The following is a 12847-nucleotide window of genomic DNA, read 5'->3' as shown; positions in this document are numbered from 1 at the left end:
CTGCCGCCTTCGCAACGGTAGTAGGTGCTTTTGTGGCGGTTCGGATGGTTGATCTGGGGCCGGATGAAGGTGTTTTGGCCGGTATCATGACTGCAGGTTATATTGGCGGCAGTGCCAACACGGCAGCGATGGCGGTTTCCAAGGGCTGGCATAACCTCACTACACCAGCTCTGCTGTGTGGTGTTTTTGGTTATGCACTGGCTAATTTTATAGGGATTTCTTTGTCTGCACTGTTATAGGGACGCGCAGATATAATGACAGGACATTCGATACCCCAGATTACTCATCTAACCAACAAATCATAGATTGACTCAACACGAAAAAACAGAACCATGATTCGAAGCCAACTTTCCAAATTGCTACTCATAGCCACAGTTCTGGTTAGCCCATTGCAGGCAGCCACGATCGAATCCTTTTACGGTGAAGGAAGCTTTCAGCAAAAAGACCTGACCGTTGACGGCGTTAATCGAAGCTACTACCTATACACCCCAAAAGGCGTCGAAGGCCCATCAAAAACCTTGCTGGTTTTTCACGGTGGTGGAGGCAATGCCAACCTTTCCCGCTTTTATGGCTACGAATCACTGGCTGATCTGTATGGCTTTCGCATTGTCTATCCGCAAGGTATTAACAATATGTGGAATGTGGGGCTTAAACTCCCAAAAATGGCTCCCGACCTAGAGAAGATCGATGACCTAAGTTATTTCGACAACATGCTGGAAGACCTCAATAGCAAAGGGCTGCTTAACCCAGACAAGGTATTTGCTACTGGAAATTCCATGGGCGGCTATATGAGTTTTTATCTCAGCTGCCATCGCACCGATAGGCTAACCGCCATTGCTCCAGTTGTTGCGTCCATGCTGGTAGAGGTAGCCGAAAGCTGTCAGCCGTCCAAACCACTCCCTGTTCTGCTCACTATGGGAACAGAAGACAAGAGTGTGCCATTTAAGGGTGGCGAATTAGGCGGCCCACAAAATAAGCTTCTCTCTTACTCTGAATCACTCAATTTTTGGGCGAAAGCAAATGGCTGTAATAACAGCCGCGCCGCCACACTTTTTGACCTTGATAGTAACGATGGCATCCAGACTTATGCGACCCTCTGGAATGAGTGCCGTAATAACGTATCCGTTAAAGGTTATCAGGTTGATGGCATGGGCCATCGCCTGCCGGGAACAAAAACTCCAGACAATCTACAGGAACTGCTCTCAGTAGAGATTCCTGCCGACATGGATGAGGTACTTGGCAAACAGACTTTTGATTACTTTGGTGCCGCTGAGATCTGGTACTTCTTTCAACAATATTAATAAATCGGGGACGTAGCACAATTTTCCGCTTAAGTTTCATACCCTGTTAAGCTCATTAACGCTGTTGCAGTGGCTTGATTACTCCGTTGGCGGTCAGGATCGTACGCTTATCAACACTCAGGGTGCAGCGGGTAAAGGCCAGTGACTTTCCTCGGCGGGTGATTTCGGCGCGACCAATAATCAGGTCTCCCTCTTGTGAGGCGCCAACAAAGTCACAATTACAGCTCACCGTCAACACACCGGCAGGGTGGTCTAGAAAGAGAGGTGTGGCCAGGCAGTAATCGGCCATGGTCATGAGGATGCCTCCGTGGGTTCCCCCCATAATATTACAGTGGCGGGCCTGAACGCTCAGGGCGGCTTCCAGCTGATCGCCCGCCTGGCGATAAAAAAAGGGGCCCAAGGAGTCTTCAGCCGGATCGCCGGGATAGTGTTGGAAGTCATCGGGGATATTATAATCGGTGGGATTAAAGTCTTGCATGTCGGGGCTCGCGTGAAGGTTATTTCAAGTAAGGGTAGATTGTAGGCGAGTTGAGTGCGGCCGCATATAGGCGGTGGCGATATGGGGTAAGTTGGCATGTTCATCAGCTATCTGGAGCTGGATGAAAATCAAGACCAACAACTGCTTGCCAACACGTCTCAGGTCGTGGGTTTTAAACCCGGTAATTAGTAGATACCCAATAACTCGGTTACCCAATAACTCGGTTACCCAAGGCGAGGCTAGTAAACGTGACTGGATGATGATCAAAGCTCTGGGTGTCTATCTTCCGTCTCAGATGGAATAGCTGGATACCCCGGGGCTGAAATCGCCATCTGATAGCCAGCGTATGATGCCGCCCTACCTGGCTGAGGAAATCGGGGGCGAATCTGTCCCTCGGCGCTGAAGTGTACGATAGCTCAAACCAATTTCTTTATAATTTTCAATGCACTATAGTATCGGTATGTGTATCACGATGGTGTGTTCGACCCATGCCCCAGACTAAACCAGAGCCGGAAATGCCGCCGATCAGTGAGTCCACCCGGTCTTTCCTCTCTGCTGTTGAGCTTCATCGAGAGGGCCCGGTAACGGTCGCATCCCCAAAGTCAGGCACTATCGATTACCTGACCGCTGAACTGGGGGGCGATAACATCAAAATGTCCCACTTCCTCACGGATATGTGGCGTCTGGTGCAAAGTGAAACCCTCACTCCGGTGTTGCGGATACGCTACCCGGGGATTGGCACTGGCGATTATCACTTCCTGAATGATGAGTGTTGCCTGGTGATCTCACGTGTGACCGGCGGCTCCTATATGGAAAACACGGGTCATAATTTGTCAGGTTGGTGTGCGTTACGTTTTATGGTTCAAGGAAGCTTTATTGAGTCTTTGGACAACCAGGCGCAGGCACAGCGCGAAGCGGAAGGTTCTTTTCTGCATTACGGCAGTGGTATTCAGTACACCATAGAGCAGGCTCTTCAGGGGCCATTAACCGGCGTTGTGATACTGTTTAAACCGGAATCAGTCATTAAAAGCCTCTTTTCTGGCCATCACTCGTTACTCGATGAACTCCAGGCGGCAGGGCAAGCCAGTGAGCCTATGGCGCATCTGCTATCGTTTCAGGTGAATGCAGAACTGCGTGAGCTTATCCGCAAAATACTGGCGTTAAGGTTTGATAACCCGTTTTACTTGATGTTGGTCCAGAGTCGGACTCAGGAGCTGTTGGCCCTGTCTCTTCAGGCGTTGAGCGAGAAGGGCGGCAAGGGTGCAAATAGCATCCGTTTCAGGGAGACGGACATCCAGCAACTGACATCGGTTAAACACCTGCTGGAGACCGATTATGCCCACCACCTGACACTGGAAGAACTAGCCCGCCGCGCGGGCCTGAATCGCCGCAAACTGACCGAGGGTTTTAAGGCGCTGTTTGGTGCCGGGGTGCATGAATACCTGTTGGAGCAGCGAATGACCCAGGCGGGCAAACTCTTGCGTCGGGGAATGTCCGTCAGTGACGTGTCAGACAAAGTGGGTTATCAGGGGCACGGGGCTTTTAGTCGAGCGTTTAAGCGCTATTACGGCGTGTCGCCCAGGCAATTTAGTTAGTGTTCAGCCGGAAACGATGCTATAGATAACAGTTTACAGCTTACAGTAAAAGCCTCTTTTACCGTGCTTTTGCTGTCAACTGTAAGCTGTACTCTGTAAGCTTTTTACGTTTCTGGATGGACACTAGTTCGCGCCAGCAAAATCTCCGTTTCCAGGAAATACCCTCTATTGACCCTGTTGTTATAAGATGCTCGATCTATATTCTCATCCATCATAACTACCCCGCTCAATTAAGCCGCTATACTTAAATGGTGTTAATCGGACAACTTTCCGTGTCGATCCGTCAACTCTTGATCGCGTCTAAATCGTAATATTCTTTTAAGGCGTCTGGATTAAAAATAGACCAGCCTCTCGCCTGTAGCGACTTATAACGTTTAATAAAAACGACAGATATTAAGCAATTGGAGAGCCAAGCAATGTTCTTAAAAAATACCTTGTCAAGACATGTATCTATAACCACCCGCCTGCTGGCCGGTGTTGCGGTAACATCTGCTGCCCTGGGGATGCCGGTTCAGGCCGCGGAAGATGAAGACTTGAGCGCGTTGCTTGAGGAAATAGTGGTAACCGCCCGCTTCAAAGAAGAAAGCCTGCAGGATGTGGGGTCTTCCATTCGCGCCTACGGCAGTGAAAACATCGATGATATGGGCCTCGAAAATGTCGCGGACCTGGCGCTTTCTACCCCGGGCCTGAACTTGCAGGATCGCGGTCCCGGCCGCAATGAAATATCCATTCGCGGCGTCGGCCGTACCGTTGTACCACAGGATTTACTGCCCATTAACAGCAGTGTCGGGCTCTACTTTGACGATGTGCCGGTGAATATTGCGGTGGGTACGCAGCTGGATATTCGCTTCTGGGATATCAACCGTGTCGAAGTCCTGCGTGGGCCCCAGGGTACCCTCTTTGGTGAAGGCGCCGAGGGTGGCGCCCTGCGTTATTTCAGTGAAAACCCCAGCCTGAATGAGTTCGAGGCCAGCATAGAGGTGGATGGCAGTCAGGTTGATGGTGGCGAGTTGGACGGTGGTGTCCGGGCAGCGGTCAGCATTCCCCTGATCGAAGACAAATTGGGGTTGCGCCTGTCTGCCAACCATATCAACCAGGGCGGCTTTATCGATAACAGCTTTGATGGCGGCGGTGAAGTTAATGGCTACAGCGTCGACAATTTCCGGGCGGTGTTACTGGCTGAGCCCAACGATTTCTTCAGTGCCCGTATTATGGCAACCTATGAAGAGATGGAGCAGGATATGCTGTGGTTCGTAAACGGCGATCCTGAGGACTTGACGTTTGACCACCGTGGTAGCGAGGGTAAGACCAGCGACGAGTACACTATTGTCAGTGCTAATTTGGGCTTTAACTTTGAAAGCTTCAAGGTTGAATCCATTACCTCCTACTATGATCGGGAGCGGGATACCTTTCAGCCGGACCTGATTTATTCTTCCCTGGATACCATTGCTGCATCGGGCTTGATGTCTGCCGTTAACGGTTCACCGACCTTTGTACAGTCGGATGCGTTTATCGCGGCTGAAACCGGGTGGGAACAGCTTTCCCAGGAGTTCCGCATTATTTCCAACTTTGACGGCCCTTTTAACTTTGTGGCCGGCGCTTTCTATCGCGACTTTGAGCTGGAATTGGGAGGGGACGGCGCCTGTAACCCTGATTATGTAACTCTGTTTGCTTTGCCCGCGGAATGCACAACGGATATCGCGAACGCGTTCGCGCCGGGAAATCCCACTACCACCAATAATGAGGGTGAACAGATCTCCGTCTTTTTTGAAAGCACCTGGGAGATCAATGAGCAGTGGGCGTTAATTACCGGTGTTCGCAGCCATAAGGAGGATATTGACCTCTCCATCGGCGGTGCGTCTTTCAGCCTCTTTACAGGGCTTGCCGCTTTCCCGCTGACCACTGAAACTGTCAGTGTCGAGGAGGTACTGCCGAAGGTATCGGTGGAATTCACCCCGAATGAAGATCTCCTGGCCTATCTCAGTTACTCCGAGGGGGTGAAAAACGGCAATCTCAACTCACCCCTTTCCGTTGCCCAGATTGAAGCGCTGGCACCCGGCACTGGCGCCCAATACAACAGCTATGAACCGGAACTGGCCAAGTCCATCGAGCTGGGTTTGAAGTCAACCCTGCTGGACGGATCGTTGCAGGTGAATATGGCGGCTTTCCAGACCAAGATTGAAGACCTGCAGACCCAGCAGTTTATCGGCGGTCTGTTTGCTGTGATTACCAATGCCACCGACAACACCAGTGAGGGCTTTGAAATTGAATCCACCTGGGCCGTGAACGAAAACCTGACCCTGTTCGCCAGCGGTAACTATGTGAAAACGGAAAACGACGATGATTTCATCTTCCGGGATAATGCCGGTACTGCATTTGATGTCCTCACCCCGGCGGGTACTTCCGCACCTTATACCCCTGAGTACACACTGTCGGTGGGCGGACAAGTGGTCTTCCCGGACCTGGCTTTTGAATCGGACCTGGTGCTTAACGCCCAGTATGTTCACACCGGCGATTACACCATCACCTTTGAGGACAATTCCACCGAACTGGGTGACTACGGCCTCTTTAACCTGTCAGCGGGGTTGGAGAACGAGACCTGGTCGCTCAAGCTCCGGGTCGATAACCTGCTGAACACCATTGAAGTGGTCTCCGTCCAGGATTTGGATGATGACATCTTGCCGTTTTTCCTGACTCCTGCGGCCTTCGGCGGCCTGGGTTTTGCCGCTTCCGATATTCCCAGTGGTTTCAGCTTTAACGAGTTTGGTGTCAATCGTCCGCGCACGGTTTCGGCCAGCTTCCGCTACAACTTTTAATCTCTCCTCGCCCTGTTGAGCTTACTGCGGCCCCAATTCTGGGGCCCTTAATCGGCGCGATGGTTTGAGTAATCTATATATCAGCTCCGACCCCCGCTTTATGTGGAAGATCTACGGTTTTGGATATGTGCCTGAGTTGGAGCTGATGAAAGAACCCGGTTTAAAAGGAGGGCAATTTTCCCCTCTCCCAGTTTTACACGCCGTACTGACGTGAAGCCAGATCGCGCATAATCTCTTCTGAGCCACCGCCGATAGCCTGCACGCGCACTTCGCGGTAAATACGTTCGACGCGGTTATCGCGCAGGTAGCTGGCGCCACCCAGAATCTGGCTGGCCTCACGGGCGCAGAATTCCATGGTCTGGCTGCACTGTACTTTGAGCAGGGCGAGATCCCCGGGATTGCTTTTGCCTTCAATAATTTCCCGGGTGCAGTGTTGGGTCATCGCCTGGCAGGCGTTGATTTGTTGTTTCATCTCCGCAATTTTGTGGCGGATAACCTGGTGATCGGCCAGGCGCTTGCCAAAGGTTTTGCGTTCCTGGGCCCAGTTAACAGCCTCTTCCAGACAGACGCGGGAGTAGGCTTCCATCTGGACGATCATGCCCAGGCGTTCGCTGTTGAAATTATTCATGATCACCTTAAAGCCCTGGCCTTCTTCACCGATGAGGTTGCCCACGGGCACCTTGACGTTGTCGAAGTAAATGGTGGCGGTATCGGAACACCACCAGCCCTGTTTGCTATCCAGCGCGGTGCGCGATACGCCTTCCAGGTCCATTGGAATTAACAGCATGGATACACCTGCAGGGCCCGGGCCACCGGTGCGTACGGCGGTGGAGGTCCAGTTGGCGTTCATGCCGCCGGAGATAAAGGTTTTTGAACCGTTAACGATATAGTAGTCGCCTTCACGCTTGGCGGTGGTTTGCAGGTTGGCCACGTCAGAGCCACCGCTGGGTTCGGTAATGCCCAGGGAGATGCGTTTGCTGCCGTCCAGTACTGCTGGCGCAACTTCTTGCTTAATGGTGTCGCTGGCAAAGTTAACCACCGGTGGCAGACCAATACCGTGCACGAGCAGGCTGGGAAAAATACCCCCCACGCCCACGCGAGACAGTTCTTCGGTCATAATGTTGCCATACCAGAGGTCGGTGCCCTCTGTGATGCCACCGTACTCTTCGGGGTAACCCAAACCTAAAATGCCCACCTCGGCAGCCTTGGGCCAGAGCTCATCCGGAACCTTGCCCGTCTCATCCCACTCGGCGGCAAAGGGCATCACTTCACGTTCTACAAAGCGACGTATCTGGGAGCGCCATTCTTCGTGCTCAGCGGTGAGGTAGGCGTTGCTTAGGCGGGCGCTGTCAAAATCTAGTGACATGCTGGAGTCTCCTGTGATTGAGGTCTGGCGAAATCTTGTGGTGTAGATAATGACTTGATTTTAGTGAATTGATGCCCGTGCGAGTTTGAATATACGCAGAATGAGCTAGAAAGTGCGCAGATTTGTGGGTAGCATGGGAATTAAACCGTAAAGTTGGCCCCAGAAGGGCACCGGATACTAAGAGGCCGAAGCCATCATGAGTGTTGTCTATGCCAGTTCATTGAACGTTTTGGCCAAATTGGCCGATGCGCTGGGGGTGCCATTTGAAGCGCTGGCCCATAAGGCGGGTATCGATATCGGTTTGCTCAATATGCCGGAGGCAACCTTCCCGGTCGAAAATTACTTTCGTCTTCACAAGGAGATTTTAGAGCAAACCGGCAACGAAGATTTCGGCTTGCTGAGCGGGCGCATCAGTTATATGGAAAGCTTCCATCTCTATATGTCGGTGGCTTCCGCCAGTAATACATTTCGAGAATGGATCAACCTGCTGCCGGATATGATCCCCAGTTTGGGCGACCTGGTAAGAATCGAGGTCAAACGCAAAGGCGATTACCTGATTTTGGAATTTCACATGGACAGGCCATCAAACCTGACGCGGTGTTTGGTCACGGATAATTTTTTGGCCTCCGCAGCGATGTTGATGGACGGGTTTTGTATGTTGCCTGTCAGACCGGTACGGGTGGACTTTACCTATTCCCAGCCAAGTGATACCAAAATGCTCAATGACATTTTTCGCGCGCCGCTACATTTCAAACAACCGGTCAGCGCGGTGTATTATCACAAAAGTATATTGGAGCTCCCACAACTGCATGTATCCACTTCTCTGTATGAAAATGTGAAGGAAGAGCTGGATGAGTTCTTGAGTCAATTTACCTGGGAGTCCGACACGTTTACGGCTAATTTATATTCAGTGATCCGTCGCCAGTTACCCAGAGGCAGTTGTACAGTCAACTCTGTGGCTGAAAAGCTGAATATGTCCAGTCGCACGCTACAAGCGCGCTTGCAGGAGCGGGGCACGCAGTTTAGATACTTCTTGCAGCAAGTTAAATCCGCACTGGCAGTGAAGTACCTCAGAGACAAGAATGTCAATATCATTGATATTGCATTAATGCTCGGTTATCGCGACCCCACATCCTTTTCAACGGCCTTTAAATCCTGGCATGGCTGTACGCCAACAGAGTACCGTGGAGACAACTCAATTGCCTGATAAATTCCAGAGCTGCCTTTTCCCGTCAGCAAAAGTCGGTCTGCTAAGCTGCTGACCCGTTAACAAGCGCCACTTAGCTCGCCTCCGCGCGATTCCCAAGCGACCGATCTTCCATCGTGAACTGAAAGATCCTGTCATGGCCAATATCCTCACAGGGACAGCAAAAAAAATTCGGTACCAATTGATTTAAGGCGGTATGGTGCCTGCCAGGGTAGGGGTAGACCTTATCCTTCAGCTTTGGAGTGGTCGCCGGGCGTTTTGGTGAGGGAGAAACCAGTAATTATTTTCGTTGAGCAATGACCGCTAAAACGAGATTATCGGAATTCACAAATCAAAAAACGGACCATTTTTATTGCAGCGGTCAGCTTCAGAGAACAGCCAAATCCAGTCATTCTTCAAAATAGCGGTGAAAATGCTGGGGCTGGCGGACTGGGCTGAAGGAGAAATGGACGGCTTGCGGATGCCAGTGCTCATCGCCCAGTAAAAACCGCAGGGCTATCATAACGTGGGCGAGGGACAGGGTGGCATACTGAAATACCGCTTGCTGGCCTGCGCTGCGATCATCTCGCAGCACCCGAGCGTGGCGCTCATCAACCGCAGTAATCGCTTGTCCACCGTTTTCTTGACCGGCAGCTGGTCACACAACGCGATAAAGATATGCTCATAACCATCCCGCAAGCGGACAAGCTCAGCTTCGATCTCCGACGCCTTATCGGGCAGCACCCCAATCAGGATCCGCGCATAGTCGGTGGTGTCGAGGATGGTTTCCATATGGGTGACTACCGCCACTTTCGTACAGCTGGTTAGGTTCTATGCAATATATTGTAGGCCATAAGCTTGCAGGATTAATTCAGTTGGATTATTCTGCTTTGCGGGAGATTTATAAACAGACCACCGGCGTTCCTCAATACAAGAATAAGGTGCTAATTGGTTGGACCAATTTGTCACCTGGAGGGCGTTTTATTTAGGCATAGAGAACAAGCGTTGATACTCCCGGCTGGTGCGGTCTAACCGTAAAATTGCCTCGTACGGTACGGCTTGCTGCCACCGGCAATAATTGTCAAATGACGGCAAAGCCGGTAAAAACGAGCGGTGTAAACAATAAGCAGCAGGTCAGTGCCCCCCCAAAGTATGATCTGTGAAACAAGCTGAACTCAAAGAGACAACGCCCTATGAAAAGCGATCAACCCCTGCAATCCGTAACTACGGAAGAATCGCCCTGGTGGGGCCAGTTAAGTGTCCTGGGGCCGGGATTGCTGTTTGCGGCAACCAGTGTCGGCACATCCCACCTGGTGCAGTCCACCCGTGCCGGGGCTCTGTATGGCTTGGCGTTATTGGCTATTATCGTATTGGCCAATATTATCAAATACCCGGCCTTTCGTTTTGCCAGTGACTACTTCCCGTCCACGGGCAATACCTTGTTGGAGGCCTACCGCCGCCAGGGGCGGTGGGTATTGTGCGTTTACTTCTTTATTACCTTGAGTACATTGTTGTTTGCCGTCTCAGCCCTGGCCTTGATGTCTGCGGGTCTGATCAAGGTGGTATTCGCTTTGTCTATCCCGGCGCATTGGCTGGCATTGGGCTTGATCGGCGCCACCGCCGCGCTGCTGGTGGTGGGGCATTATCAGACGCTGGAGCGGGTGATCAAAGCGCTGGTGCTGCTAATGATGGTGTGTACCCTGGTGGCTACCGCGACAGTGATTCCCGAGATTCCTTGGGGGCAGGGTGTGCAGCTGTTGCCAACCGAGTTGGATATCGCCGGATTGCTGTTTATCGCCGCCTTGATCGGCTGGATGCCGGTGCCACTGGATGCCTCTGTGTGGCAATCCCTGTGGGCCAAGGCTAAATCGGAAAGTAGCGAACAGGCTCCGACGTTGAAGCAAAGCCGATTCGATTTTAACCTGGGTTTTGGCGGCACACTGGTGTTGGCCATTTGTTTTCTGCTGCTGGGAGCAGGCCTGATGCACGGCAAGAGCATTGAGCTGCAATCGGGGTCAGCGGCTTTTTCGGCACAGCTGATCAGTCTTTATCAAGCGGTGTTTGGCAGTAGCACGGGGCCGGTTATTGGCCTGGCGGCGCTGGCGATTATCTACTCCAGCCTGCTGGCCTTGATGGATGCTTTTCCGCGCACCTTGTCATCCCTCTACCGTCGCTGGCAGGATATTCCCGAGGCGCAGGATGACCATCAGCTCAGTGAAACCGATCCCTTCTACCTGGGGGTTCTGGCCTTGATGGCGATGGGAGCAGCCCTGACCTACCAGTTTTTCCTGACGTCTTTAACCGGCTTGATCGATATGGCCGCGACAGTGGCGTTTATTACCGCGCCGTTGATTGCTTACCTTAACCACAAAGCGATCACGGCTGATAACGTGCCGATGGCGTGTCAGCCCGGTGTGAAGTTCAGACTCTTCAGCAAATTTTCCATTGCCATGATGGCAGGGTTTGCGTTCGGGTATTTATATTTGAAGTTCTGGTTAATCTGACTTTCGCGGGCGTTGCCGTTCGCGGTCAGTGGCATAACCGTTTTACCGAGAGAGAGAAGCAATGAAAGCAAAAAAAATGATATTGACGCGACTCGTGGCGGGGCTATCAACCGCACTGATGTTGGCACCTGTGTGGGGTTCCCCTGCGGCGCCCGCTCATGTTGGCCCCGATCGCTATCAGGATATTCACTGCGGCAAGTTGCTGGATGTCGAGAAAAAGAAAACCCTGAGCAACCAGCACATTTTGGTGAAAAACGATGTTATCGTCGAGCTGGGTGCCAGTGTTAATGCACCTGCGGACGCTAAAAAAATAGACCTGTCCAATCAGGTGTGCATGCCGGGGTTAATGGATATGCACGTGCATCTGTTTACCCAGAGCTCTCAGGGTACGGTAGACGTATTGGGCACCACCCAATCCAGCGCTTTCAACGCTCTCCAGGGGCTGCGGTTGAGTCAGGAATTGCTAAAGATGGGCTTTACCACCGTCCGCATTCCCGGTGATATGGACTACCAGTACGCCAATATCGAAATCCGCAATGCCATCAATCGCGGTGAGTTTATGGGACCGCGTATGCTGGTGGCGCCGCACTATCTCTCCGCGCTCGGCGGTCACGCAGACTTTAATTCCTTTGCGCCGGATGGCCCTAAGGTGCAGGGGCCGATGATTGTTGATGGTGTGGATGAAATCCGCAAAGCCATTCGCAAAGAATTCAAATACGGTGGCGACTGGATCAAGGTCATGGCCTCCGGTGGCGTTATGAGCCAGCACGACGATCCGGAAGTATCGGCATACAGTGAAGAAGAATTCCGGGTGATGGTGGAAGAGGCACACCGCCACAAGAAAAAAATCACCGCCCACGCCCACGGTGATGCCGGTGTTTATGCGGCGGTGAAAGCGGGCTTCGACTCCATCGAACACGCCACAATGATGAGCGAAAAAACCGCCAAGCTGATGGCGAAAAAAGGCACCTACTATATTCCAACCTTCCATGTGCTGGACTGGATTCTGGAGATGGGTGAAAATGGCGGTATCACTGCTGATAACCTGGCCAAAGCCAGGTTGGTGGAAACCAAACACCAGAAATCCGCTGAAATGGCCTATAAATACGGTGTGAAAATGGCGCTGGGCTCCGATTGTATTTTCCCGATCGAGCAGGCGATCAAGGAGTTTGATGCCATGAATCGTCGCCTCAACGACAACTGGTATGTGCTCCAGGCCGGTACCATCACCAGTGCCGAGATGCTGGGGCTCGACGATCAGATTGGCAGCCTTAAAGTTGGTAAACAAGCGGATATAGTGGCAACGCCCAAAAGCCCCATTGATAAGATGACGAATATTGAAGACGTCAATTTTGTTATGAAGGGCGGCAGCATTGTACGACACCACTAATAACTTACTCTCAAAAAACCGGCAGCTCTCTACCGGTTTTTTATGTTTCGTTAACCTCTTGAATTCTTTAGAACTAGAGTTTAGAGCGAACTGAGGCCGTCAGGCGGGGTAATTCCAGCCCTTTTGATTCGGTTCGCTCTAAACTCTAGTATCCTAATACATTATCGAATACTCCCTTAATTAGAGCGAGTATAGTTCACCTCTCCACTAC

Annotated in this window: 9 protein-coding genes and 1 pseudogene; 7 read left to right on the top strand and 3 right to left on the bottom strand. The window is 51.8% G+C overall.

Going from position 1 to position 12847, the window contains the following annotated elements:
• Both HBA55_RS36270 and HBA55_RS36265 read left to right on the top strand, forming a co-directional pair.
• A pseudogene (locus HBA55_RS36270) lies at positions 1-239 on the top strand (DUF819 family protein); the annotation flags it as partial.
• Positions 240-332: 93 nt separating this feature from the next.
• Complete coding sequence (locus tag HBA55_RS36265; protein ID WP_167000945.1) at positions 333-1301, top strand: CE1 family esterase; 969 nt, start codon at positions 333-335, stop codon at positions 1299-1301.
• A 55-nt stretch (positions 1302-1356) separates the two neighbouring features.
• Here the strand turns inward: HBA55_RS36265 and HBA55_RS36260 are convergent, their stop codons facing one another.
• Positions 1357-1779 (bottom strand): PaaI family thioesterase, encoded by a 423-nt coding sequence (locus tag HBA55_RS36260; protein WP_167000943.1) that lies wholly within the window; start codon positions 1777-1779, stop codon positions 1357-1359.
• Between the two features lie 488 nt (positions 1780-2267).
• Between HBA55_RS36260 and HBA55_RS36255 the strand changes: the two genes are divergently transcribed.
• Both HBA55_RS36255 and HBA55_RS36250 read left to right on the top strand, forming a co-directional pair.
• Positions 2268-3374, top strand: coding sequence for a helix-turn-helix transcriptional regulator (locus HBA55_RS36255; RefSeq protein WP_167000941.1), 1107 nt, complete (start codon positions 2268-2270; stop codon positions 3372-3374).
• A gap of 416 nt (positions 3375-3790) precedes the next feature.
• Positions 3791-6190 carry a TonB-dependent receptor gene (locus HBA55_RS36250; RefSeq protein WP_167000939.1) on the top strand — a complete coding sequence of 800 codons (2400 nt, stop codon included), beginning with the start codon at positions 3791-3793 and terminating at the stop codon, positions 6188-6190.
• Positions 6191-6383: 193 nt separating this feature from the next.
• Here the strand turns inward: HBA55_RS36250 and HBA55_RS36245 are convergent, their stop codons facing one another.
• Positions 6384-7556 carry an acyl-CoA dehydrogenase family protein gene (locus HBA55_RS36245; protein WP_167000937.1) on the bottom strand — a complete coding sequence of 391 codons (1173 nt, stop codon included), beginning with the start codon at positions 7554-7556 and terminating at the stop codon, positions 6384-6386.
• A gap of 196 nt (positions 7557-7752) precedes the next feature.
• Between HBA55_RS36245 and HBA55_RS36240 the strand changes: the two genes are divergently transcribed.
• Entirely contained in the window at positions 7753-8763 is a 1011-nt protein-coding gene (locus HBA55_RS36240; protein ID WP_167000935.1) for an AraC family transcriptional regulator, read from the top strand.
• Positions 8764-9261: 498 nt separating this feature from the next.
• On the opposite strand, the gene HBA55_RS36235 is transcribed toward HBA55_RS36240, so the two are convergent.
• Positions 9262-9534: a hypothetical protein gene (locus HBA55_RS36235; RefSeq protein ID WP_167000933.1), complete on the bottom strand. Its 273-nt coding sequence runs from the start codon at positions 9532-9534 to the stop codon at positions 9262-9264.
• 401 nt (positions 9535-9935) lie between these two features.
• Here HBA55_RS36235 and HBA55_RS36230 point away from each other — a divergent pair, with 401 nt between their 5' ends.
• Both HBA55_RS36230 and HBA55_RS36225 read left to right on the top strand, forming a co-directional pair.
• On the top strand, positions 9936-11246 hold the full coding sequence (locus HBA55_RS36230) for an Nramp family divalent metal transporter (protein WP_167000931.1): 1311 nt from the start codon (positions 9936-9938) through the stop codon (positions 11244-11246).
• Between the two features lie 61 nt (positions 11247-11307).
• The gene (locus HBA55_RS36225; protein ID WP_167000929.1) at positions 11308-12636 is read left to right on the top strand and encodes a metal-dependent hydrolase family protein; all 1329 of its coding nucleotides are present in this window, start codon (positions 11308-11310) and stop codon (positions 12634-12636) included.
• Positions 12637-12847 lie beyond the last annotated feature (211 nt).

This window comes from Pseudomaricurvus alkylphenolicus, assembly GCF_011683955.1.
Taxonomy (GTDB): domain Bacteria; phylum Pseudomonadota; class Gammaproteobacteria; order Pseudomonadales; family Cellvibrionaceae; genus Pseudomaricurvus; species Pseudomaricurvus alkylphenolicus.
The sequence above is the reverse complement of the archived record's forward strand: the minus strand, read 5'-3'. Positions and strand labels throughout refer to the sequence as shown.